The organism is Priestia koreensis, from assembly GCF_001274935.1.
Classification (GTDB): domain Bacteria; phylum Bacillota; class Bacilli; order Bacillales; family Bacillaceae_H; genus Bacillus_AG; species Bacillus_AG koreensis.
This window is the reverse complement of sequence record NZ_LILC01000019.1, coordinates 165,155-189,229: the sequence shown is the minus strand read 5'-3', so window position 1 is coordinate 189,229 and position 24,075 is coordinate 165,155. Positions and strand designations below refer to the sequence as shown.

22 protein-coding genes are annotated in these 24,075 nt (G+C 42.7%); 1 reads left to right on the top strand and 21 read right to left on the bottom strand.

Annotated features, from left to right (window positions below; all coding sequences use genetic code 11):
• Positions 1-31: 31 nt before the first annotated feature.
• The 12 genes from AMD01_RS14870 to mce form a co-directional block, all read right to left on the bottom strand.
• Positions 32-1,384 (bottom strand): aspartate aminotransferase family protein, encoded by a 1,353-nt coding sequence (locus AMD01_RS14870; RefSeq protein ID WP_053402214.1) that lies wholly within the window; start codon positions 1,382-1,384, stop codon positions 32-34.
• Positions 1,385-1,407: 23 nt separating this feature from the next.
• Positions 1,408-2,877: a CoA-acylating methylmalonate-semialdehyde dehydrogenase gene (locus AMD01_RS14865; protein ID WP_053402213.1), complete on the bottom strand. Its 1,470-nt coding sequence runs from the start codon at positions 2,875-2,877 to the stop codon at positions 1,408-1,410.
• Between the two features lie 175 nt (positions 2,878-3,052).
• Positions 3,053-4,636 carry a PucR family transcriptional regulator gene (locus AMD01_RS14860; RefSeq protein WP_245638959.1) on the bottom strand — a complete coding sequence of 528 codons (1,584 nt, stop codon included), beginning with the start codon at positions 4,634-4,636 and terminating at the stop codon, positions 3,053-3,055.
• Positions 4,637-4,765: 129 nt separating this feature from the next.
• Positions 4,766-4,963, bottom strand: coding sequence for a hypothetical protein (locus AMD01_RS14855; protein ID WP_242169934.1), 198 nt, complete (start codon positions 4,961-4,963; stop codon positions 4,766-4,768).
• Between the two features lie 190 nt (positions 4,964-5,153).
• The gene (locus AMD01_RS14850; RefSeq protein ID WP_053402210.1) at positions 5,154-5,360 is read right to left on the bottom strand and encodes a hypothetical protein; all 207 of its coding nucleotides are present in this window, start codon (positions 5,358-5,360) and stop codon (positions 5,154-5,156) included.
• 17 nt (positions 5,361-5,377) lie between these two features.
• Positions 5,378-6,796, bottom strand: a complete 1,419-nt coding sequence (gene hydA / locus AMD01_RS14845; protein WP_053402209.1) for a dihydropyrimidinase — start codon at positions 6,794-6,796, stop codon at positions 5,378-5,380.
• Positions 6,797-6,813: 17 nt separating this feature from the next.
• Positions 6,814-8,088: an NAD-dependent dihydropyrimidine dehydrogenase subunit PreA gene (gene preA, locus AMD01_RS14840; RefSeq protein WP_053402208.1), complete on the bottom strand. Its 1,275-nt coding sequence runs from the start codon at positions 8,086-8,088 to the stop codon at positions 6,814-6,816.
• Between the two features lie 20 nt (positions 8,089-8,108).
• Positions 8,109-9,482, bottom strand: coding sequence for an NAD(P)-dependent oxidoreductase (locus tag AMD01_RS14835; RefSeq protein WP_053402207.1), 1,374 nt, complete (start codon positions 9,480-9,482; stop codon positions 8,109-8,111).
• A gap of 23 nt (positions 9,483-9,505) precedes the next feature.
• Positions 9,506-10,396 carry a nitrilase-related carbon-nitrogen hydrolase gene (locus tag AMD01_RS14830; RefSeq protein ID WP_053402206.1) on the bottom strand — a complete coding sequence of 297 codons (891 nt, stop codon included), beginning with the start codon at positions 10,394-10,396 and terminating at the stop codon, positions 9,506-9,508.
• A 235-nt stretch (positions 10,397-10,631) separates the two neighbouring features.
• Positions 10,632-11,753: a tripeptidase T gene (locus AMD01_RS14825; protein WP_053402205.1), complete on the bottom strand. Its 1,122-nt coding sequence runs from the start codon at positions 11,751-11,753 to the stop codon at positions 10,632-10,634.
• A gap of 26 nt (positions 11,754-11,779) precedes the next feature.
• Complete coding sequence (locus AMD01_RS14820; protein WP_053402204.1) at positions 11,780-13,327, bottom strand: acyl-CoA carboxylase subunit beta; 1,548 nt, start codon at positions 13,325-13,327, stop codon at positions 11,780-11,782.
• Positions 13,327-13,740, bottom strand: coding sequence for a methylmalonyl-CoA epimerase (gene mce / locus AMD01_RS14815; protein ID WP_053402203.1), 414 nt, complete (start codon positions 13,738-13,740; stop codon positions 13,327-13,329). The genes AMD01_RS14820 and mce overlap by 1 nt, the downstream gene beginning before the upstream one ends.
• 198 nt (positions 13,741-13,938) lie before the next feature.
• On the opposite strand from mce, the gene prli42 reads away from it, so the two are divergent.
• Positions 13,939-14,034: a stressosome-associated protein Prli42 gene (prli42, locus tag AMD01_RS24200; protein WP_157052750.1), complete on the top strand. Its 96-nt coding sequence runs from the start codon at positions 13,939-13,941 to the stop codon at positions 14,032-14,034.
• 26 nt (positions 14,035-14,060) lie between these two features.
• On the opposite strand, the gene AMD01_RS14810 is transcribed toward prli42, so the two are convergent.
• From AMD01_RS14810 to AMD01_RS14770, 9 genes are all read right to left on the bottom strand, one after another.
• Positions 14,061-14,561, bottom strand: coding sequence for a L,D-transpeptidase (locus AMD01_RS14810; protein WP_053402202.1), 501 nt, complete (start codon positions 14,559-14,561; stop codon positions 14,061-14,063).
• A gap of 46 nt (positions 14,562-14,607) precedes the next feature.
• Entirely contained in the window at positions 14,608-15,555 is a 948-nt protein-coding gene (locus tag AMD01_RS14805; RefSeq protein WP_053402201.1) for an aromatic acid exporter family protein, read from the bottom strand.
• A 141-nt stretch (positions 15,556-15,696) separates the two neighbouring features.
• Positions 15,697-16,419, bottom strand: coding sequence for an amino acid ABC transporter ATP-binding protein (locus AMD01_RS14800; RefSeq protein WP_053402200.1), 723 nt, complete (start codon positions 16,417-16,419; stop codon positions 15,697-15,699).
• Positions 16,412-17,071 carry an amino acid ABC transporter permease gene (locus tag AMD01_RS14795; protein ID WP_053402199.1) on the bottom strand — a complete coding sequence of 220 codons (660 nt, stop codon included), beginning with the start codon at positions 17,069-17,071 and terminating at the stop codon, positions 16,412-16,414. The genes AMD01_RS14800 and AMD01_RS14795 overlap by 8 nt, the downstream gene beginning before the upstream one ends.
• Before the next feature lie 28 nt (positions 17,072-17,099).
• Positions 17,100-17,882, bottom strand: coding sequence for a transporter substrate-binding domain-containing protein (locus AMD01_RS14790; RefSeq protein WP_053402198.1), 783 nt, complete (start codon positions 17,880-17,882; stop codon positions 17,100-17,102).
• A 443-nt stretch (positions 17,883-18,325) separates the two neighbouring features.
• Complete coding sequence (locus AMD01_RS14785; protein ID WP_053402197.1) at positions 18,326-18,769, bottom strand: BrxA/BrxB family bacilliredoxin; 444 nt, start codon at positions 18,767-18,769, stop codon at positions 18,326-18,328.
• A 151-nt stretch (positions 18,770-18,920) separates the two neighbouring features.
• A complete protein-coding gene (gene meaB, locus AMD01_RS14780) occupies positions 18,921-19,958 on the bottom strand; it encodes a methylmalonyl Co-A mutase-associated GTPase MeaB (protein WP_083446564.1) in 1,038 nt (345 codons plus the stop codon).
• Positions 19,915-22,089: a methylmalonyl-CoA mutase gene (scpA, locus tag AMD01_RS14775; RefSeq protein WP_053402195.1), complete on the bottom strand. Its 2,175-nt coding sequence runs from the start codon at positions 22,087-22,089 to the stop codon at positions 19,915-19,917. Before scpA ends, meaB begins: the two co-directional genes overlap by 44 nt.
• Entirely contained in the window at positions 22,082-24,064 is a 1,983-nt protein-coding gene (locus AMD01_RS14770; RefSeq protein WP_053402194.1) for a methylmalonyl-CoA mutase family protein, read from the bottom strand. The genes scpA and AMD01_RS14770 overlap by 8 nt, the downstream gene beginning before the upstream one ends.
• Positions 24,065-24,075: the final 11 nt, after the last annotated feature.

Below are 24,075 nucleotides of genomic sequence, written 5' to 3'. Positions count from 1 at the left end.
ATAACATCATATTATACAGGCTTACGTTCATTTATTTAAGGTTTTCTACTGCTTTTACAACCGTTTTATACATGAACTGCAAATCTTCTTCCGCAATGTTGAGCGGTGGTGATAACGTTAAGACATTATTATGCCCTGCTACCGTGGCACCATTTTTCCCGATGATTAGACCATCTCGTTTACAAGAAGCAATGACGGCATTTAGCTTTTCCACTTCAAGCGGCTCTTTTGTTTGTTTATCTTTTACGAGCTCAATTCCTAACAGCAGCCCTTTTCCGCGAACGTCCCCGACAAGAGGATGATCATTCAACGCATCCTGAAATTGCTTTAAAAGCTCTGCTCCTAACTGCTTTGAGCGAGAAAAAAGCTGTTCCTTCTCCATAATTTCAAGGTTTTTTAGTGCAACCGCACATGATGCCGGACTTCCTCCAAACGTATTCACGTGGCGGAAGTAGTCGTATTCCTCCGATCCTTTAAACGCTTCATATACTTCTCGCTTCACAGCGGTTGCTGATAGCGGTAAATAAGCGCTTGTAATCCCTTTTGCCATCGTAATAATATCAGGCTTCACATCATAGTTCATAAATCCAAACGGCTCTCCGGTGCGTCCGAATCCACAAATCACCTCATCCACGATCAGAAGGGCACCGTGCTTTTCACATACTTCTTTAACACCTTTCATATATCCCTGTGGCGGTGTTAAAATGCCGCCCCCGGTAATAATCGGCTCCATAATAAACGCGGCAATGGTTTCACTTAATTCCCATGTCATTGTTCGATCTACCTGCTGAACGGACTGCAATTCCTGCGGTGGCGTTGTGTCAGCTTCAGGGAATCGATACGTATCAGGAGGCGACACGTGAATAAATCCAGGTGCTAACGGCTCATAGCGATATTTGCGCTGTGCTTGCCCCGTTGCAGCAAGAGATCCTAAGGTGTTTCCGTGATAAGAACGGTAGCGCGAAACAATTTTATAGCGCTGATGATCGCCCTTCATCTGATGATATTGACGAGCGATTTTAAAGGCTGTTTCGTTCGCCTCTGATCCGCTATTGGAGAAGAAAATGACATAGTCGTCCTCAAGCCATTCATTCAGCTTTTCGGCAAGCTTGATCGCTGGCTCATGAGATTGGGTAAGTGGAAAATAGGCTAGCTTTTTAAGCTGTTCATAGGCCGCCTCAGCAAGCTCCGTACGTCCATAACCAACATTCACACACCAAAGACCGGCCATGCCATCTAAGTATTTTTTTCCTTCATGGTCTGTTATCCAGGCACCAGATGCCTTTTCCACCACCATTGTGGAATCAGGACTATATGGTTTCATCGAATGCCACAGATACTTTTCGTCTTTTGCTAGCAATGCTTCCTCTTGATTGATCTTCATGTCGTTCTTCTCCTCTCGTCTGCTTAGAAATCGAAGCGTGTTGTAATCATTTTTTTACGCGTATAAAAATTAAGTCCGTCTTTTCCATTTACGTGCAGGTCGCCGTAAAACGAATTTTTCCATCCTGAAAACGGGAAAAATGCCATTGTTGCAGGTACTCCTACGTTTACACCTAGCATTCCAGCATCCGCCTCTTCACGGAACTGACGAATTGCTTTGGCATCTTTTGTGTAAATTGTTGCCCCATTTCCAAACGGTGACTTCTCAATATATTCGAGCGCTTGATCTAAATTCTCTGCTCTCAGTAAACTTAATACGGGTGCAAAGATTTCTTCCTTCGCGATTGTCATGTGCGGCTCTACGTGGTCAAACACCGTTGCTCCCAGGAAGTTTCCGTCTGACATCTGCTCCATCTCAGGGCGACCATCCCTTACGAGCACCGCTCCTTCTTCAATTCCTTTTTCAATATATTGAACGGCTTTCGCACGATGCTGTTCCCGAATCACTGCCGTTAGCAGTACCTCATCATCCATTCCGTCTCCAATCGTTAGTTCATCCGCCTTTTGCTTTAGCTTTTGAACAAACGTATCGCCTACATCTCCAACCAATACGACCGCACTACATGCCATACAACGCTGACCTGCACTGCCATAAGCGGAGGAGAGAACGTGCTGAACAGCGTGATCAAGGTTACAGTCTGGCATGACGATATGATGATTTTTAGCACCTGAGAGCGCCTGAACGCGTTTACCCTTTGAAGCAGCTTCTTCGTACACGTATTTGGCAACAGGCTGTGAGCCGACAAAAGAAATCGCTTTTACATCTTGATGCTGAAGAAGCCCATTTACAACATCATGTGCACCGTGTACCACGTTTAATACGCCGTTTGGAGCTCCTGCCTGCGTAAATAATTCAGCTAAGCGATTTGCTAGCAGTGGTGTTCGTTCAGACGGCTTTAACACAAACGTATTTCCACATGCAACCGCTAACGGGAACATCCAGAGTGGCACCATCATTGGGAAATTAAACGGCGTGATGCCCCCTACAACACCGACAGGATAGCGGTACATTTCTGAATCGATTTCTTCTGCAATATTATTGAGCGACTCTCCCATTAACAGTGTCGGAGCACCTGCTGCAAATTCAACGCATTCAATGCCACGCTGTACTTCGCCATAGGCTTCTTTGAATGCTTTTCCGTTTTCCTGGACAATTAGCTGTGCAAGCTTTTCATGTTCCTTTGTAAGCAAATGATGGAACTCAAACATTACGCGCGCTCGTTTAGGAGATGGCGTTGTACGCCACGTTTTGAATGCTTCTTTCGCAGACGCTACTGCTTGTTCGACATCCTCTTTCGTAGAAATGGGCACAAGCGCTAACACGCTTCGATCAGCAGGATTAATGACTTCTTGCGTTTGGCTACTCGTTGATTCTATCCACTCACCGTTAATATAATTTTTTAATACTGTCGTTTGTTGATCGACCGTTGCCATTTTTTCTCCCCCTTATATGATATTGTGTATCATTATGGATGATTTTGAATCCCTTTACATTAGACACTTTGTAACAAAACTTCCGATGACAATTCCACACTTTGCGTAATGAACTCTCTCCTTCCATCTGTAAAAATGAAAAAAAGCTCTAATCATATGATTAGAGCACCTTTCACTAGAGTTCATAGGAGATTTTTTCTGATGTTCGCTGTCCAAACAAATAATCATAGGCTTTTAACATGAACTCAATCGCCATGCGTTTTTCCGATTCCATAAAATCAGATCCTAGCAATCTCTCTAGCTTTTCAATACGATGATAGAGCGTTTGCCTCACGACGAATAGCTGTTTAGCCGTCTCTTTTTTCGATCCGTTGCAAGCCAAATAGACTTTTAGCGTATCCAATAGCTTGGTATTGAACTGCTGATCGTATTCCAAAACAGGAGCTAAGTACTCCATAATGACATCTCGTAAATCACGATGCTGTTGCACGAGTGAAATAATACGATACATGTGGAGCTCCTCATAAAAATGAATACACTCCTCGCTACATAACTGTTGCTGAATTCGGAGCGTTTCAATGGCCGTTTCATAGCTTTTATGAACATCCTCTAGTTTTTCCACGTGCTGACCTACACCAATGGACTCTACGGCTAACTTAGGAATTCGCTTATAGTCATTCGATAAAAAGCGCATAAATCCATCCATGATACGTTTTTTCAACGTCTTGCCCTCACGTTGATTTAAGAGAATACAGACGGCTTGGTTTTTATACACGGTAATAAAGAGACGAAACCCTTGCTGTTCAAACGTATTTCGGAGCAGAAGCTGAAGATAAACGAGATCCAAATCCTGTTGCTCAGACGCATATTCGTATGTACAAACGGCAATGGTTACTCCCTTAATCTTACTTTTACTAGACGATTCACCGATATAGTAGTAGATATCTTCTTTCGTCAAGTCTTGCTCTAACCAGCGCCTCATCCACTCCGTTTCATGTACCTGCTTTTTTTCTGTGACGTACAACTCACGTAAAAACTGCTGTGCAAGCGCAACGGCTGTTCGGTCTAACAATAATAACTCTAGCTCACTTCGATAACGAGCAGAGGGGAAAATGACATACAAACGCGCATGTTCTTTTTGTAACACTTGTATTGATTGTTGAATAACGGAAGGATGATCGTCCTTTTCATCTAGGGTGCGAAGCAAATTTTGTTTCGATAAAAAAGGCAGATCAGGAGCGCAGTAAATCGCCCCACTGTGAAGCTTCATCACAACTTGCACATTCGTATGCTGATGAAGAAAGTCTAGAATTGGCTCGACATCATGGACGTCTAGCATTAACTTTTGCAAATTTTGCGAGTAGTTTTCTAATTTGGAGATCGTTTCGTAATGTTGATTAACAAGAAGCGCATGTAAGTCTTGAGTAATTTCAATAAACGGAACTTCTTTGTGAAAAACAATAATAGGAAAACCATAGGCATCAGCCATTCCTTTAATTTCGTCCGGAATGTCAGGCATATAAGGACCAAGTTCAATACAAAGACCTGCTGCATCAATATCAATGAGCTGCTGTACAAAATAGCGAAGATGGTCAAGATTTCCACCCCACCCAATGCCTGTTGACAAAATAAGCTCATGACCACGCAGAAGACTTTTTACTTCTGTAACCTCCATGACATGTACCCATTTTATGAACCGATGGAGTCCATTTTCCCCTGCAACAACTTCACTACAAGAAAAATGGTTTCTTTGGAGCACTTCCTCTATTGTTAAGTAAAAACTCAAAATAGCATCACCCCTTCTTTGTCCTATTTTATTATTATAGTATAAGAGGTCCCATCATACGTTAATTTTTTTGAATTTTCTGCACAAAAATACCTGTAATCATTACGATAAAGAATGATTACATGTTTGATAATGATCGGCAATTCGATCCATTATTTTAGACCGCCTTTTGGCCTGGTCCTTTATACGGATCATTTCTTTTTTGTAAAACTTCAGTTCGCGTGTTGAAACCGCATCTAGCATCGCCATCTTAAGCTTTTTAATGAGAGCTTGTTCTTCCTCTGTTAATATTTCATCCATTTGGCACATTCTCTTACACACCCCTTCTTACTACTGTTTACCAAAAAAAGATGGTTTTTCAAACCCTTTCGGGGCATATGTAACTAAAACGTAACTCACCGGACATAAAATTAAACGAAATATAAAAAAAGGAACCTCTTTGGTAATAAAGAGTTCCTTTTTTTCTGTTAGTTACTTCCAAATCCAGATCTCACTGACGCTGCAAAAGAAACGTAGAGAAGTACTTTCTTCCATCCGCTGTTAAAACGTGCAGTACTTCTTCTTCCGTCTGATCGTGAGAAACAAACGTGACAAAAGCACCACTCAAGTTTTCGGTCACGGTTTTTATTTTATATCCTTTTTGAAGATAAACATCGATTTTATCTCGCTCGGCTAAAAATTCACTGTGCTCAGACACGCAGCTTCCTCCCCTTTTTATGAATTTGTTGGCAATACCTTTTTTAGTTGATAAGGTTCGTTATGCTTCGCGCGCTTAATGTACTCACCGTGACCTGCTTTTCCAACAAATTGCTTTTCTTTGACAACAAACTCTCCGCGGCTTAAGACGGATACAGGCTCACCCTTTATCGTCATTCCCTCAAAAGCGTTGTAGTCAACGGCCATGTGATGAGTATCAGCACTGATCGTTCGCTCCTGATTAGGATCAAAAATAACGAGATCGGCATCACCACCAACTGCGATCGTTCCTTTTTTCGGATAAAGACCAAACAGTTTAGCTGCTTTTGTTGACGTTAAATCAACGAATTGATTTAAGCTAATGCGACCTTTCACCACTCCTTCTGAGAATAAAATGCTAAAACGGTCTTCAATAATGGGTCCCCCGTTTGGAATTTTTGTAAAGTCATCTTTGCCTAACTCTTTTTGTCCCTTAAAGTCAAACGAGCATTGATCAGATCCTAGCGTTTGAAGATCGCCATTTTTCAACGCTTGCCATAATACATCCTGATGCCATTTTTCTCGGAGAGGAGGGGACCAAACGTATTTTGCTCCTTCAAAATTTGGCTTCTCTAAATCGGTCTGATCAAGCACTAAGTATTGTGGACACGTTTCTCCGTATACGTTTGCCCCTTTTTTACGCGCTTCAATAATTTTCTCCGCTGCCTGCGCACAGGAAACGTGCACAACATAAAGCTGTGAGTCAGCTAGCTGTGTTAGCTGTGCAGCTCTTCCTGTCGCCTCACCTTCAATTTCAGGTGGACGTGTCAACGCGTGATAGATAGGGTCTGTGTTCCCTTCTGCTAATGCCTGCTCTACTAAATATTCAATCACATCTCCATTTTCTGCATGAACCATCACGAGCGCCCTAAGCTTTTTCGCCTCTAGTAGCGTTCGGTACAGCGTTGCGTCATCCGATTGAAAGACGTTTTTATAGGCCATAAAAACTTTAAATGAGGTAATCCCCTCTTTCTCAATTACATTTGGAAGCTCCGCCAATACGTCATTATTAATCTCACTTACCATCAAATGAAAGCTATAATCAATCGACGCTTTTCCAGAAGATTTTTCGTGCCAGCGATCAATCGCTTTTTGAAGCGGTTCTCCCTTGTTCGTGAGGCAAAAATCAATAATTGTCGTTGTTCCTCCAAACGCTGCAGCAACGGTTCCCGTCTCAAAATCATCCTTTGTTACAGTACCCCCGAACGGCATATCTAGGTGAGTATGTGGATCAATTCCACCTGGGAAGATGTAGCATCCTTTCGCATCAACGATTTCACAATCTGCTTCATCCAGATTGTGTCCGATCGCCATGACTACTTGATGATCGATTAACACATCTGCTTCATACGTATCTGTTGCGGTCACGATCACGCCATTTTTAATCAATTTTTTCACTGTATTTCCTCCCCCATTTATCTCACTTTATTTTGTTCGAGTGTAGCAAGCGCAGACTGTCGCTCGTTCCATGTCATTGGCGTTGTACTCGGAATTTCAATCATGTCAATGGCCCCGTCTACAGGACAGACAATCGAACATAAGTTACAGCCGACACAGTCCTCTTCTCGTACGCGTAAAAATGGTTTTCCGCTTTCATCGTGAAGCATATCAATACACTGATGCGACGTATCTTCACAGGCAATATGGCATTTGTTACAGTTAATACACGTTTCTGTGTTAATTCGCGCCACAACCTGATAGTTTAAATCGAGGTTCCCCCAATCAGAATAACGTTCAACGGCTTTTCCAACGATTTCTTGAACGCTCGAAATGCCTTTTTCATCTAAGTAATAATTCAATCCATCAATCATGTCTTCTACAATACGGAAGCCGTGGTGCATTGCTGCGGTACATACTTGCACACCCGTTGCACCCATCAGTATAAATTCGACCGCATCTTGCCAGGTTGAAATTCCCCCAATACCCGAAATCGGAACGCCGATATATGGCTTTCTTGCACACTCCGCAACCATATTAAGCGCAATTGGTTTTACTGCCGGACCACAGTATCCACCGTGAGCACCTTTTCCTGCAACGTGTGGAACTGTGTTCCATGTATCAAGGTCGACGCCCATTAGGCTGTTAATCGTATTAATCATACTAATCGCATCCGCACCGCCTTTTACAGCGGCTTCAGCTGTTACGGTAATATCCGTAATGTTTGGGGTGAGCTTTACAATGACAGGGGTTTTAGCGACTTCCTTTGCCCAATACGTCTGCTTTTCAACCAATTCTGGTACTTGACCAGAAGCAGCCCCCATTCCCCGTTCAGCCATTCCGTGGGGACATCCGAAATTTAGTTCTAACCCATCTACCCCGACGTCCTCAACCCTTTTCACAATTTCATGCCACTTCTCTTGCTTTGGCTCAACCATGAGTGACGCAATAATCGCATGATTTGGGAATTTCTTTTTCGTCTCATACATTTCTTTTAGATTTACTTCAAGCGGACGATCCGTAATCAATTCAATATTGTTAAATCCAGCGACTTTTTTTCCACCAAATCCAATTGCTGCAAATCGGGATGAAACGTTTAAAATAGGGTCACCGAGCGTTTTCCAAACCGCTCCTCCCCATCCTGCTTCAAACGCGCGCTGCACTTGATATCCTGAGTTAGTAGGCGGTGCTGAAGCAAGCCAAAATGGATTCGGTGACTGAATACCAGCAAGGTTAATACGTAAATCTGCCATACACGATTCCCTCCTCGACTTTAGGATTGTATTGCGTGTTCACTCATTAAATGTTGATGAATGGCATGAGCCGTTTTCTTCCCTTGCTGCGCTGCCGTTACGACCATTGCATCGCCAATCCCTTTACCAAACACAACGTCTCCGCAAGCAAAAACATTCGGATTTGATGTTTGATACGTTGCTCGGTCCACCACTACGACGCCGCTTCGATGCTGCAGTCCAAACTGTTCTAGTAGCGTTACGTGCCGCTCTTGGCCGATCGCCTTAATAACGGCATCTGCTTCAATAAGAAATTCTGATCCTTTTAGAGGAACCGGACGCCTTCTCCCGTCTTCTCCTGGTTCTGTAAGGATCATCTTTATACATTCCACGTGCGTTACGTTCCCTTGTTCATTGCCAATAATCCGTAAAGGCGCTGTTAGCCAACGGAACTCCACCCCGTCTTGCTTGGCGAATTCATATTCAAATTCGTAAGCGCTCATTTCATCTTTTGTCCGTCTGTAAATAATTTTTACGTTTTCCGCACCGAGTCGTACTGCACAAGTAGCGCCATCAATTGCTGTATTACCTGCTCCCACGACGACAACTTTTTTCCCAATGAGATCTTCGCTTAACGGCTTCGTTTTAGTGTTTTTCACAAACTCAATCGCATCGTGAACGCCTTGTAGATCCTCACCTTCAATATTTAATGAAGGTACGTGTGCCATTCCTGCCGCTAGTACAACCGCATCATAGTCAGCAAGCAGGTCATGTGGAAAGACATCATGACCGACTTTCGTGTTCGTATGAATGGTCACGCCTAGGTTTTGAACCTGATCCACTTCCCAGTAAGAAACGCGCTTTGGAAGACGGAATGAGACGATACCATATGTATTGAGCCCACCTGCTTCCTTCTCTGCTTCGAACATCGTTACCTCGTAGCCAAAGCGTGCTAATTCGCGTGCTGCAGATAGGCCGCCTGGTCCTGCCCCTACTACGGCTACTTTCTTCCCATTTTCTTTTCCTTTCTCAAATAAAGAGAGCCCCTTTTCCATTGCCCAATCGGTCGCATAACGCTGCAGGTGACCAATCGAAATAGGCTTTGTATCGTGGTTAAGCACACACGCTCCCTCACATAGCTCTTCTGTTGGACATACTCTCGCACAGCTTGCGCCAATTGGGTTGGCACTCATGATCGTCGTAGCAGATCCACGTAGATTTCCGCTTGCAATTTTTTTAATAAAGGTGGGGATATCAATTCCTGTTGGACATGCTTTAATACACGGAGCATCATAACAGTATAAACATCGGTTTGATTCTTCTATTGCCTCTTGCTTTGTGAACCCTTTTTCTACCTCTTCAAAGTTGCGCATTAATCGTGTCACTACTTGTTCGTCAGGCGAATGTGTACTCATTCCTACTCCCCCTTTATCATTCTTTACGGTAACAGTGCCGTCATTTCCTGATACGTTTCCGGACGACGATCACGGTAAAACTGCCACGTATCTCTCACTTCTCGAATCAGCTTGCGATCCATAACGCCAATGATGACTTCCTCCTGATCACGGCTTCCCATTGATACGAAGCTTCCTCTCGGATCAACCAAGTAGGATTGTCCATAAAACTCTCCCATATTCCACGGTGCTTCTACTCCAACACGGTTGATCGCCGCCACGTAATAACCGTTGGCAACGGCATGAGCAGGCTGCTCAAGCTTCCACAAATACTCAGACATACCTGCTACGGTAGCAGATGGATTAAAGACGATTTCGGCTCCCTTTAGTCCTAGTAAACGCGCACCTTCTGGGAAGTGACGATCGTAGCAAATATAAACGCCAATCTTTCCATATGCCGTATCAAAAACAGGATAGCCTAAGTTTCCTGGTTTAAAATAATACTTCTCCCAAAAGCCGTACCCTTCGTTTCCTACTCCCACATGTGGAATATGTTGCTTTCGATATTTTCCGAGGTATGATCCGTCTGCATCAATAACAGCTGCCGTATTGTAATACGTAGCGATTCCCTCGCGCTCATAGATCGGTAAAACAATAACGACACCTAGCTCTTTTGCTAGCGCTTGAAATCGCTGTGTTGTTGGTCCATGAGGAATTTCTTCTGCAGCATCGTACCACTTGCTGTTTTGTTCTGAACAAAAATACGGCCCGTAAAAGATTTCTTGTAAACACACCATTTGGGCCCCTTGATTCTTCGCTTCTTTTATAAGCCGAATATGCTTTTCAATCGCCGCTTCTTTATGTGCCTCTACAGACAATTCTCCAGATAGATCGTTTTTTGCTTGAATAAGACCAATCGTGATTTGATCTGACATTCCTTCTACCTCCTACTCTAATTTGTAAGCGCTTACATATTTTTTAGATAAGATAGGACTACCAACACGCAGTGATTCAAACGAACGCTTTACTATTATCTGAATCTTACATTTATTCTAACGAAGCAAGAGGGCTCGTGCATTATACATTATGTTAAAATGTGAGGCGCGATTATTACTCACTATGTAAAAAACAAAAGGCGTTGGTCAGAACTTCTGACCAACGCCTCCTTTATTAGTTACCTGCTACTTCTTTAATGATTGCAACGACTAGTTCAGACGTTTTCACTAATTCTTCTACAGGCATTTTTTCATTTGTTGTGTGAATTTCTTCGTATCCAACTGCTAAGTTAACGGTTGGAATATCAAATCCAGCGATCACGTTCGCATCACTTCCGCCTCCGCTGTGAAGCAGACGAGAGTCACGATTTACGTTTGCTACCGCACGTTTTGCTACTTCTACTACGTGGTCACCGTCACCAAACTTAAATCCTGGATACATCACGTTAATTTCCACTTCAGCACGTCCACCCATTTCAGAAGCCGCTGATTCAAATGCTTCTTTCATTTTTTGAACTTGTGCTTCCATTTTTTCAGGAATTAACGAACGTGCTTCTGCTAAAATATCTACGCGGTCACACACGATGTTTGTTTGTGTTCCACCTTCAAAGCGTCCGATGTTTGCTGTTGTTTCCTCATCAATGCGTCCCAGTGGCATTTTGGAAATTGCTTTTGATGCAATCGTAATAGCCGAAACGCCTTTCTCTGGTGCTACCCCAGCGTGAGCTGTTTTGCCATAGATGGTTGCTTTTACTTTTGCTTGTGTTGGTGCAGCAACGATGATATCGCCGACTTTTCCATCACTATCAAGCGCATAACCAAACTTCGCTTTTACAAGTGCAGGATCTAATGCTTTTGCACCAACTAATCCTGACTCTTCACCAGCAGTAATAATGAACTGAATGTCACCATGCTCGATGTTTTGCTCTTTTAGTACTTGAATTGCTTCTAGCATCGCAGAAAGACCTGTTTTGTCATCTGCCCCAAGGATCGTTGTACCGTCTGTTACAACATAGCCGTCTTTTAGGGTTGGTTTTACGCCTTTACCTGGAACAACCGTATCCATATGAGAAGTGAAGTAAATTGGATCTACCCCTTCTTTTGTTCCTTTAAGCGTACAAATAAGGTTTCCTGCACCGTGTCCTGTTACGCCAGTTGTATCGTCTTCAAATACTTCGACACCAAGTGCTTTAAATTTTTCCGTTAATACTTTTGAAATTTCTGTTTCAAATTTTGTTTCAGAGTCAATCTGAACAAGCTCTAAAAATAAGTCAAGAATGCGTTGCTCGTTAATCATATGTATCCCTCCGACGAAATACTCTCTTAAAGCGGAATATTTCCATGTTTTTTTCTCGGTCGGTCTTCGTGCTTATTTTGGAGCATTTCTAATGCCTGAATGATTTTCATTCGCGTTTCACGAGGATCGATCACATCGTCTATCATACCTAGTTTAGCAGGTACATAAGGATTTGCAAACTTTTTGCGATATTCTTCAATCTTATTCGCCCTTGTTACTTCAGGGTCTTCACTAGTATTGATTTCTTGTGCAAAAATTATGTTTGCAGCTCCCTGTGGACCCATCACCGCAACTTCCGCATTCGGCCAAGCATACACAAGATCCGCTCCAATGGACTTACTGTTAAGAGCTACATAAGCACCTCCGTAAGCTTTTCGGAGAATAACCGTAATTTTCGGAACTGTTGCTTCTGAATAAGCGTACAGAATTTTCGCACCGTGACGAATAATACCACCATGCTCTTGTTTGATCCCCGGGAAAAATCCCGTAACGTCTTCAAACGTAATAAGCGGGATATTGAACGAATCACAAAAACGAATAAAGCGCGCTGCTTTATCAGATGAGTCAATATCTAACCCCCCAGCCATCACCTTCGGCTGATTGCAAACAAGCCCTACTACCTTCCCTTTTACTCGACCAAATCCCACAACTAGATTTTTCGCAAAATCCTTTTGCACTTCTAAAAAGGAATCCGTGTCGACGACTTGCTCAATTACCTTTCGCACGTCGTACGGACGAAGCGTATCAAACGGGACCACTTCCACAAGATCTGGACGATAGTCCGAATCATCATTTGTATGTTCATGGGGCGGTTGTTCCTCATTATTTTGCGGAAGATAACTTAACAATAAGCGTACCTTTTCTAACACTTCTTCTTCTGTTTCAGCCGAAAAATGGGCGTTCCCGCTAATTTCATTATGAACCTTTGCACCGCCTAAATCTTCAGACGTAATGCGCTCACCTGTAACGGTCTCGATTACTTTTGGACCCGTAATGAACATCTGACTCGTTTTCTCTACCATGAATACGAAGTCGGTAATAGCCGGTGAATAGACCGCTCCTCCTGCACAAGGTCCCATAATGACCGAGATTTGTGGAAACACGCCCGAATAAATCGCGTTTCGATAGAAAATTTGGCCATATCCATCGAGGGACACAACCCCTTCTTGAATACGAGCGCCACCTGAATCATTTAGACCGATAAACGGTACGCGTGTTTTCGCGGCAAGATCCATCACATAAGCAATTTTCTTTGCATGCATTTCTCCTAGTGCTCCACCAAACACCGTAAAATCCTGTGAAAATAAATAGATTGGGCGACCGTGTACTTTTCCGTATCCCGTTACGACGCCGTCACCAGGTCCTTTCTTTCCATCAAGACCAAAATCTGTACAGCGATGTTCAATGAACGGATTCAGCTCAACAAAGCTACCTTCATCCACTAATAAATCGATGCGTTCACGCGCCGTTAGCTTTCCCTTTTCGTGCTGCTTATCAATTTTATCGTCCCCACCGCCAAGCTCAATTTCACGGCGAAGATCATACAGTTCATTAATTTTCTCAAAGATATCCATTACGCTTCCTCCTTCTGCTTTTCGCATAATTCGTATAAAACGCCTGAAGCAGATTTCGGATGTAAAAACGCAATGTTAGCACCAGCTGCCCCTTTTCGTGGTAACAAATCAATCATTTTTACGCCGCTAGTTTGAAGCTCTTGAATTCGTTCTTCTATAGACGTCACGCCAACCGCAATATGATGAATGCCTTCTCCGCGCTTTGTGATGAACGCTGCGATCGGGCTGTTGTCTGCCGTTGGCTCTAGTAATTCAAGCTTTACATTCCCAGCATTTAAAAAGGCTACCTTTACTTTTTGTGATTCCACCACTTCTGTTCCGATCAATGTTAAACCGAGTGACTCCACGTAAAACGGTAAAGCGCTCTCAATTGATTGAACGGCAATCCCAATATGATCTACTTTTTCAACCATGATCTCTCCTCCTGTTGTCTTAAAAAATCCTTTCCCCTTCATGTAATATTCTTTTGTCTGTCTACAAAATCCTTCATTATTTTGAACCAAATGTCGAATTTTCGACATTTGTGTTGAGAATATGAAAATAAAAGGGAATGACTTGTCTCTCCTCAATTCCCACGTTAAAATAAAGAAAATGATGTGTGGAGGTTGCTCATGTCGAATAAAAAAGTACAAAGAATTGTTGTATTCCTCATGCTCGCCGTAATGCTTCTTACGACCCTTTTAACTGGTCTTGCAATGTGGATATAAAAATAACCAGAGCGCATATGCTCTGGTTATTTTATCATGCCTTTTTGTCTGGCTATTGTATCTATTGAATAAGGGGAGGACGTAATGATTACCTTTGTTCCGAGTGGAATTTTCTCATAAAGTGCTTCAATCGCGTCCTTATGTAGTCGAATACATCCCTGTGTTACATATTGTCCGATGGATGATTCTCGGTTTGTCCCGTGCAGTCCGTAAATTCGTCCATCTGTCCCTCTTGCGTCAAATCCCATCCACCTTGTTCCTAATGGATTTTCCGGATCTCCACCAGGGATGTTTTTACGTCGGTAATACGGATTTTTCGCCTTCACCGTTATCGTAAATTCCCCTTCTGGCGTTAATTCAGCCGATTCTCCTGTTGCCACAGTGAACTGCTGTAGAATTTTTCCCTCTTGTACAAAAATACCTTCATTTGTTTCCTTATTCACGATAATGGAAGGATCACCAGGCGTAGCGGCTAGTGGCCATACTGGTGACAGTATAAAAGTTAAAAGAATAAGAGCCGTTTTCATTTTGCATCACCTAGTTTTTTTCTTAGGGTTTGCCAACTTTCTTCTTCTATACTTTCAGTGATTTTTTTATAATTAAATACTGTTCCATTTCTTTTAAAAAGTGAAGAAGCTCGGCTCTTGCCTCAAACTCTTCTCTTGTTTTCGGAAGCTCCATACTTTGAAATTCCTCTCGTAGCTGATACAGTTTCGCTAAAAATAGCTTCGCCGTATTCCCTGGGTGAATAGATAAGCCTAGTTCTTCAATAAAGTCCGCAATCATATAGCGCTGTTCAACCATGGAGTCAATGGACGTGATATGTGGAAGCATGCGCTCTATAATCTCAAACTGTTTTTCACGAATACGAAAGTAATGATAATAGTAGTTCTCCTGCTGAACAAGATGATTTTCAATGTCACGAAAGGCCAGTGCTTTTGCTCTCTCAAGCAATTGAGCTGTTTCCGTAATTTCCTCCCCGCTCCAATTGCTTTCATTTGTTCGTAAATAAGACACCATTTCTTCAAACACACGCTTGAAATTTTCTTCAATCTTCGTCTGGTATTTTTTCATATCCCGGTCCAAGCTCGGCATGTAAAGGTTCATAACGAGCGCGACACCGATCCCAATGACAATGAGCCCTAGCTCGTTGAATACGATTTTCCACGTCATGTTTTGCAACGAATAAATATGTAAAATAATAACGGAACTCGTGACAATCCCTTCTTTTACATTTAACAGCACGGTCGTTGGAATGAAGAATAAAAGCATGAGCCCAATAATAACAGGGTGATACGTAATCCCTTCAAAGAAGACAAACGAGAAGACGATCGCCATTGAACAGGCAAGGAAACGCTGTGTGGCGGTACGAAGTGATTTTTTCTGTGATACTTGAATGCAAAGAATCGTAATAATACCTGCGGAAGGGAAAAATTGCAGATCAAAAAATTGCGCAATCATAATTGCTAGTGCGGTTCCAATAGCTGTTTTCAGCGTTCGATAACCAATTTTAAATTTCATCTTTATTCAAACTCCTACTTTCTTTTAAGCTTTCCCCTATCAGTCTATCCTATTTCTTATCATGAAATCGGTCATTTCGCAACCTTTCACCAATGAAAAACAGAAAGAGCAAGGAAGCTATCTCCCTTGCCCGGACCTCTTTTATAAAATTTTCTCTAAAAACTCTTTGGCACGCGTACTTTTCGGATTGACGAAAAATTCTTCTGGTGGACTGTCTTCTACGAGCTGACCATTATCTAAAAACAAAACGCGGTCTGCGACTTCACGTGCAAATCCCATTTCGTGTGTTACAATCGCCATCGTCATACCCGTTTCCGCCAAGTTTTTCATTACGTCTAGCACTTCTTTGACCATTTCAGGATCAAGCGCAGATGTTGGCTCATCGAACAGCATGACTTCCGGTGACATCGCAAGCGCTCTTGCAATTGCTACACGTTGTTTTTGTCCACCTGACAAGCGGTTCGGATATTCGTTCGCCTTTGCCGATAGTCCCACTTTTTCAAGTAGTTCCATCGCTTGCTTTTCAGCTTCCGCTCCCGCTACTTTTTTCACTTTGTTCGGTGCATACGTTAAGTTCTTTAACACCGTCATATGTGGAAATAAGTGAAAGTGCTGAAATACCATTCCAACGCCTTGACGAACTTTCATAATATCGACCTTTTTGCTTGTCACGTTTTGTCCGTTAATGAACACCTGACCGCTTGTTGGTTCTTCTAACAAATTCAAGCAGCGAAGAAACGTTGATTTCCCTGAACCAGAAGGCCCAATAATCGCAACAACTTCACCTTGCTTAATCGATGTTGAAATACCTTTTAAAACGTCTAGTTTTCCAAATGACTTGTGGAGGTTTTCTACCTTAATCACTGCTCTTCAAACCCCTCTCCACTAATTTACCGAGTATCGTTAAAATCATGACCATTACGTAATAGATCAAGCCTGCAAAAAGCAACGGCTCAAAGTATGCGTACGTGTCTCCGCCGACTAAGTACGAACGGCGCATGATATCGGCAATCCCGATTACCGTTACAACAGCCGATTCTTTTGTTAACGAAATTAATTCGTTCATGAGCGCCGGTAAAATGTTTTTAAATGCCTGTGGAAGAATAATGCTCCACATCATACGTCCGTAAGAAATACCAAGCGCCATTGCAGCTTCCTTTTGCCCTTTATCAACTGCGCCAATCCCCGCACGGATGATTTCAGATATATATGCCGCTGAATTTAGGCCGAACGCTATAACCGCTGCCACGTAAGCATCTATTTTAAATCCAACGATTTGCGGCATCCCAAAGTAAATGATCATCAACTGTAAGATTAGCGGCGTTCCTCTAAAGATGGACGTGTAAATATCGGCTAAAATCGTGAGCACTTTGACGCGACCAATTTTGAAGAGAGCCAATACAATTCCAAGTACAAATCCTATTATCGCTGATACCGCTACAACTTTTAGCGTCACGCCAATCCCTTCTAAAATATAAGGGATGGAAGGCTGTATTTGTGTAAAATCTAGTTTCATGCTTTGTTCCTTCCCCTCTTCTTACTACTTATTGATCTCCGCCAAACCATTTTACGATTAGCTTATCTAGCTCACCGTTTTCTTTCATTTCATTTAGCACGCGGTTAAAGTCTTTTGTTAACTTACTGTCTTTTGGAAATGCAATTGCAGATCCTGCTTCATCTTCTTTATCATCACTGATGACAATACCTGTTAAATCTTTTTCTTTATCTAAATAGCCCTTCGCTACTGTATCTTCAATAATCGCTGCGTCAAAACGATCTGACTTAATTTCTTGAATAATATCTGGAATACGGTTGCGGTTTTCAATTTTGAACTTCGTTGTTTTGTTTAACTCTTTTGCTTTGTCTTCTTGAATAGAAGAAGCTTGTACGCCAATGGTTTTTCCTTTTAAATCATCCACGGATTTAATTCCACTGTTTTTTGGTGTAATGATTACATCTTTTGCTGTGTAATAAACGTCTGTGAAATCAACGTTCTTTTTACGCTTTTCAGTTGGTGTCATTCCTGCCATAACAAAATCAACTTGATCTGCTTGAATAGCTGGAATTAATCCGCCGAAATCCATATCTTGCACTTCTACTTTATAGCCTAGCTTTTTCGCGATTGCATTCGCTAAATCAATATCAAATCCGATTGGATCTTCTCCATTTTTTGTATCAACGTATTCAAACGGCTTGTAATCTGCTGATGTCCCCATCGTTAGGACCTTTTTTCCGTCTCCTGACGTTTTTTCATCTTTTGTTCCACATGCTGCAAGAATTCCCACTACTAACATGCTCACTACTGCAAGCGATAACCACTTTTTCATTTTATGTCCCCCTCAATATTGTATAAACCTATTAATATACCAAAATATAGTCATCACGATGACACGTGACGAAAACGCAACGTAATCAGTCGGTCTATGTACACAAGAAGAATCCCTTCTTCTCCCGACTCTTGAACCTTCACGAGCCACCTTCCTTTGTCGGAAGTAGCAACGTGAATTTATATCTATTCAATAAAATGTATTTTAACAGATTTAAATAAATATGCAATATATTTTTTGAATATAAATTTATTGTTTTTTGTTATCATTTAATGTTATCTCAGAAAAACTTCTTTTAAATCACTGTTTAACAATGTTTTAATTACTATTTTAAAATTCTTTTTCTTCTTTAATCCTCTATTATTTTATACATATTCTTTGTATAAATAAGCATAAAAAAAGACGAGAGACATTAAAGCCTCTCGTCTTTTTTCTCTTTTTAATTACACTTCTTCACAGTGTGCGTCAAATGCAGACTGTAGTTTGGATACAACAGCCATTGGATCGTGTCCTTCAATTTCATGACGTTCAACCATCGTAATGATTTTCCCATCTTTTAATAGAGCAAAAGATGGTGAAGACGGTGGGTAGCCTTCAAAAAATTCACGCGCACGTGCTGTCGCTTCTTTATCCTGACCAGCAAATACCGTTACAAGCTGATCTGGACGTTTATCATAATGAATCGCGTGTGATGCTGCTGGACGAGCAATGCCTCCCGCACATCCGCACACAGAGTTCACCATTACAAGTGTTGTACCTTTTTGTGCAAACGCATCTTCTACATCTGTAGCCGTTGTTAGTTCTGTATATCCTGCTGCCGTAATTTCTTGGCGCGCTTGTTTAACTACATCATTCATGAACAAATTAAAATCTAAGTTAAAGCCCATGTTTTTTGCCTCCTTCTCATACCGTAGCTTAATGATACATTTGTTAGGTTTTCTTTTCAAATGAAAATGTTTAAAGGAAAATGCTTACGGTCATACTATCAATACATCTAGAACCATACCCCTAAACTCCCTAGATGGAAGGATTATGTGATCATAATCCTTCTTTTTTATATTTTAGCACAATATTCGCTTCGTACTGTCCTATCAAGTCTTCTAATGCCTCAGCCACCGTCACATTCCCTGCTGTTAGCTCCTTCTCTGTATGAGCGAGCGAAGCCTTAGAGACGGGATGCTGATAAAAGGAAGCAAGAAGCTGGTCATTAATCAGCGTGCGGACCCACTGTTTTAACTGCTCGCTTCGCTTTTGCTCAAAACGGCCGATGCTTTTCATATGCAACACGTACTGCTGAATCACGCTCCATACGTCTGCAACCTGCTCCTCGTAAAGAGCTGAGCATGTCATCACCTTCGTCGCCCATTCCTGATCATTCGGTGCTAACACGTGAAGAAGCGTTTCTAGTTCTCCCTTCGCAATTCTGGCCCGCTCCCGATTATCTCCGTCCGCTTTGTTAATGCAGATCAGCTGGACAAGCTCCATAATGCCTTTTTTCATTCCTTGAAGCTCGTCTCCTGCTCCTGTTAACGTAAGCAGGAAAAAGAAATCCACCATATCCTTCACTAAAAATTCGCTTTGACCGACTCCTACGGTTTCAATGATGATGACATCGTACCCGCCTGCTTCACATAGCAGCATCGTTTCCCGCGTTTTTCGGTGTACTCCTCCTAGCGTTCCTTGTGATGGAGACGGGCGTATAAATGCTCTCGGATGCTTTGATAACTCTTCCATCCTTGTCTTATCCCCTAAAATACTGCCTCCTGTCACAGAGCTACTCGGATCAATGGCCAGAACCGCTACTTTATATCCTTGCTCACATAGATACAAACCAAACTTTTCAATAAACGTGCTTTTCCCTGCTCCCGGGACTCCTGTAATCCCAACGCGAATAGCGGCACCTGTTGAGGAATAAAGCTCCTTTAACACTTCCTGGGCTTGATCCTTATGCTTTGCGGCATTGCTTTCAATCAGCGTAATGGTCTTTGCAAGCCAAGCACGACTTCCTTCCTTCACGCCTTCTACATACTGATTAGTCGAGTGGCGACGCTTCATCGTCTTGCTCCGTCTCGTCATTTAATCGTTTTTTTATTTCTTCTACTACCTTTTCTGCCGCATTCGGAATGACTGTTCCAGGACCAAATACCGCTGATGCACCGTTCTCATACAAAAACTCATAGTCTTTATGAGGAATAACGCCTCCTAAAATAACTACAATGTCCTCTCGTCCATGCTTTTTAAGCTCTTCAACAAGCTTTGGCAGGAGTGTTTTATGCCCAGCAGCTAGCGAGCTGAATCCTACGACGTGCACGTCATTTTCAACCGCTTGCAGTGCGGTCTCTTCCGGTGTTTGGAAAAGTGGACCGATATCAACGTCAAACCCCAAGTCGGCAAAAGCAGTCGCAATGACTTTAGCACCTCGGTCATGACCATCCTGACCCATTTTTGCAACTAGTATACGAGGTCGTCTTCCTTCTTCCTCTAAGAAATCTTCCGTAAGAGAGCGAACGTGCTCAATTTGCTCTTTTTGCGCGAACTCTTGGCTGTAGACGCCGCTAATGGAGCGAATTGTCGCTTTATGGCGTTTCGCCACTTTTTCGACCGCATCTGAAATTTCACCAAGTGAGGCACGGTATCTTGCCGCTTCAACCGCTAAAGCAAGTAGATTTCCTTCTCCTGTTTCCGTTGCTTTTGTAATGGCATCTAGCGCCCGCTGTACGTTCCCTTCATCGCGTGTACGACGAAGCTCTTCAAGACGCTCAATTTGCTTTAACCTTACGGACGTATTGTCAATGTCCAAAATCTCAAGTGGTTCAGTGGACTCCTGACGATATTTATTAACTCCGATAATGGTTTCCGCTCCAGAATCGATTTTTGCCTGACGTCTCGCCGCAGCTTCTTCGATTCGCATTTTCGGAAGACCTGTTTCAATCGCTTTTGCCATTCCACCAAGCTCTTCAATTTCCTTCAAATGCTCTTCTGCGCGCTCAATTAGCGATTGCGTGAGAGATTCCACGTAATACGATCCACCCCAAGGGTCAATCACGCTACAAATCCCCGTTTCATTTTGCAAATAGAGCTGTGTATTTCGCGCAATACGCGCTGAAAAGTCCGTCGGCAGTGCTATGGCTTCATCAAGTGCATTCGTATGAAGAGATTGCGTATGTCCCATCGTAGCAGCTAGTGCCTCTACGCACGTTCGAACGACGTTGTTATATGGATCTTGCTCCGTTAAGCTCCATCCCGATGTTTGTGAATGTGTACGAAGCGCCAGTGATTTTGAATTTTTAGGCCCGAACGGCTCGATCATTCGTGACCACAGTACTCGTGCCGCTCTCATTTTGGCGACTTCCATAAAATAATTCATGCCAATCGCCCAGAAAAACGAAAGCCTCGGCGCAAAGGAATCAATATCAATTCCCGCTTTTAACCCCGTTCGCACGTATTCCAATCCATCTGCAAGCGTATAAGCAAGCTCAAGATCAGCAGGTGCTCCCGCTTCTTGCATATGATAGCCAGAAATACTAATGCTATTAAATTTCGGCATGTGCTGAGACGTAAATGCAAAAATATCGGCAATGATACGCATGGACGTCTCAGGAGGATAAATATACGTATTACGAACCATGTATTCTTTTAAAATATCATTTTGAATCGTTCCTGATAGCTTCTCCAGTGAAACACCTTGTTCTTCCGCTGCAACGATATAAAAAGCCATAATCGGCAATACAGCCCCGTTCATCGTCATTGATACGGACATTTGATCAAGCGGAATACCGTCAAATAGTACGTTCATATCTAGAATAGAATCTACTGCTACTCCCGCCTTCCCAACGTCTCCAACGACACGCGGGTGATCAGAATCGTAGCCTCGGTGTGTAGCCAAATCAAATGCGATGGAAAGACCTTTTTGACCCGCTGCTAAATTACGACGGTAAAAGGCGTTGCTTTCTTCTGCTGTCGAATAGCCTGCGTATTGTCTGATCGTCCACGGTCGATTCACATACATCGTCGCATAGGGTCCTCGTAAAAACGGTGCAAGCCCTGGAAAAGAAGGAAGAAAATTCACATCCTGACAATCTTCTTTTGTATAGAAAGACTGAAGCGTAATGTTTTCGTTTGTCTGAAAAACAGCTTCCGCTTTTACAGGTGAAGATGGTGCTTTTGTAGAAGAAGCATTGCTTGAAAAAGTCGGTCGTTTATACATGTTTGGCCACCTCCAAAAGGGTGAATAGCTTTTGCAATTGCTCGAGCTGTTTCCCTCTAACGTTGATAAATGGACGTTCGTCCACTTCCTCTGTCTCTATTACAACACGCTGTGGGCTGCTTTCAAGAAGGCGCTGATTCAACGTTTTTTTAAGATCGTGTTCCCCACATAAAATGATCACAGCTTTATCATGCGTCTCCATCCATAGTAGAGCTTCTTCAACAGATAAACACAGCGGACTTACCGTAACAGGCAGACCCGTCATTTGCACGAAATTCTTTGTTCGATCTCCTTCTCTATACGCTTCCTTCGTATCTCCTAACACGATAACCGAGAACGAGACGTCCTCTAGACGTACAAATTGTGTTCGCAAATCTTCGAGTTCAGCGATCGGCTGGAACTTTGGTAGCGGAGCCACCCGTTCTCCCGTTTCAGTTGATTTCATCTGTTCCGTAATAAACGCTCCTGCCTTATACGCTTCTATCCATTCTGCTATTGATGCTGACGTATGCGTTTCTGTGGATGCGTAAGCGTTTAAGCGATTCTCTTGCTCCTCACCAAACTGCACAATGTCTGAATACGAAGCATCTTTTAAGCGATCCATCGTATTGACATAGTGAGTGACACCTACCGCGACTGGCGGTTTGGCACCTCTTTTTGCCACCGCTTCTTCGATTTGCTTGTGAATCAATCCGCTTTTAATGGATGACGTCATGCCTCCATTTTCCTCAATGGTTAAAAAGAGATTCCATGCTTCATCAATGAGTGATTGCGTCATGAATTCAACGTAATAAGATCCACCTGCAGGATCTGTTACTTTCGTTAAATAAGATTCCTGTTCTAAAATGAACAGCGTATTACGAGCCATTCGAAATGAAAAATCTGTTCCCTTTGAAAAGCGTTGATCAAATGGCAATATCGTTAGACCATCGACTCCACCAACGAGAGCAGAGAATGCCTCCGTTGTGACACGTAGCATATTGTTGTACGCATCATAGCTTGTTTTCGTCTGTGCAGACGTCTCTCCATGAAGATAAATGGCAGGTTCATAGTTTTCATCAAAGCTTGCCATCATTCTCGTAAACAAGGAGCGAAAAGCACGAAGCTTTGCCATTTCCATAAACGTCTCTGATCCAACTGAAAACGAACAGACAAGCTGCTTCCCAATTTGATCGAGGCTGATCCCTCTTGTTCTTCCTTCATGGACATAATCGGCAGCAGTTGCAAGCGCATAAGCGAGCTCTTGAACGATCGTTGCTCCTGCGGCGTGATAAGGCTGACTTCGAATCATCATCGTTTTTAGCTCAATTCCTGAAGCCTCCTGCCATTGAATGAGCTGATGCCATTGGTTATATATATCCGTCAAAGGTAAGGAACTTTCGCCCACCTCAACGAACGCACCGATTGGGTCCATTGCAATAATTCCCTTTAACTTCTTAAGATCATCGTTTTCTCGCTCACAGTAGGCTGCAATCAGATTAATAAGCGGTGTTGCTGATAGACCTGCATAAACGAAGAATGGTCGCTCGGATAAATCGATACCATGCAACAAGTTTGCCACGTCTTCTATTGAAAGAATGGACACCCCGTCTGTCAGATTTTCTTTTTCACTCTTACCTAACGTTACGAGGGAATGTGGCGTGAACGCAATGACATTTTGTCCCTGCTTGAGAAAGCTTCTTAACTGTTTGTTGCTCTCTACCGGGTTTGGGTGTGAAACAGGCTGACAGCAATCGACTTGCTTCGCTGATTGCAGACGGTAACCACGAACATTTTCTCCTTGTCCCGGATATTGATCGAGCGCTAGCTCATTTGTATCACTCTCAGAATAAAGCGTTTTCAAAATAATGTTCTCGACAGTGGATTGGTGAAGTGTATGCTCCTGTTTCCCCTTCAGCGTACGCTCTACTTCCTCTAGCCACTTTTCTCTCATCGACTGCTCGGAATGCTTGATCGTGCTCCCCTTATCGTTCATGTCTTTTCCCC

Bases quoted from the DNA above. Each gene is read 5' to 3' on its own strand.
- AMD01_RS14870 (WP_053402214.1), bottom strand. From the start codon at position 1,384: ATGAAGATCAATCAAGAGGAAGCATTGCTAGCAAAAGACGAAAAGTAT.
- AMD01_RS14865 (WP_053402213.1), bottom strand. From the start codon at position 2,877: ATGGCAACGGTCGATCAACAAACGACAGTATTAAAAAATTATATTAAC.
- AMD01_RS14855 (WP_242169934.1), bottom strand. From the start codon at position 4,963: ATGGATGAAATATTAACAGAGGAAGAACAAGCTCTCATTAAAAAGCTT.
- preA (WP_053402208.1), bottom strand. From the start codon at position 8,088: ATGGCAGATTTACGTATTAACCTTGCTGGTATTCAGTCACCGAATCCA.
- AMD01_RS14835 (WP_053402207.1), bottom strand. From the start codon at position 9,482: ATGAGTACACATTCGCCTGACGAACAAGTAGTGACACGATTAATGCGC.
- AMD01_RS14830 (WP_053402206.1), bottom strand. From the start codon at position 10,396: ATGTCAGATCAAATCACGATTGGTCTTATTCAAGCAAAAAACGATCTA.
- AMD01_RS14825 (WP_053402205.1), bottom strand. From the start codon at position 11,753: ATGATTAACGAGCAACGCATTCTTGACTTATTTTTAGAGCTTGTTCAG.
- AMD01_RS14820 (WP_053402204.1), bottom strand. From the start codon at position 13,327: ATGGATATCTTTGAGAAAATTAATGAACTGTATGATCTTCGCCGTGAA.
- mce (WP_053402203.1), bottom strand. From the start codon at position 13,740: ATGGTTGAAAAAGTAGATCATATTGGGATTGCCGTTCAATCAATTGAG.
- prli42 (WP_157052750.1), top strand. From the start codon at position 13,939: ATGTCGAATAAAAAAGTACAAAGAATTGTTGTATTCCTCATGCTCGCC.
- AMD01_RS14810 (WP_053402202.1), bottom strand. From the start codon at position 14,561: ATGAAAACGGCTCTTATTCTTTTAACTTTTATACTGTCACCAGTATGG.
- AMD01_RS14805 (WP_053402201.1), bottom strand. From the start codon at position 15,555: ATGAAATTTAAAATTGGTTATCGAACGCTGAAAACAGCTATTGGAACC.
- AMD01_RS14795 (WP_053402199.1), bottom strand. From the start codon at position 17,071: ATGAAACTAGATTTTACACAAATACAGCCTTCCATCCCTTATATTTTA.
- AMD01_RS14790 (WP_053402198.1), bottom strand. From the start codon at position 17,882: ATGAAAAAGTGGTTATCGCTTGCAGTAGTGAGCATGTTAGTAGTGGGA.
- AMD01_RS14785 (WP_053402197.1), bottom strand. From the start codon at position 18,769: ATGGGCTTTAACTTAGATTTTAATTTGTTCATGAATGATGTAGTTAAA.
- meaB (WP_083446564.1), bottom strand. From the start codon at position 19,958: ATGACGAGACGGAGCAAGACGATGAAGCGTCGCCACTCGACTAATCAG.
- scpA (WP_053402195.1), bottom strand. From the start codon at position 22,089: ATGTATAAACGACCGACTTTTTCAAGCAATGCTTCTTCTACAAAAGCA.
- AMD01_RS14770 (WP_053402194.1), bottom strand. From the start codon at position 24,064: ATGAACGATAAGGGGAGCACGATCAAGCATTCCGAGCAGTCGATGAGA.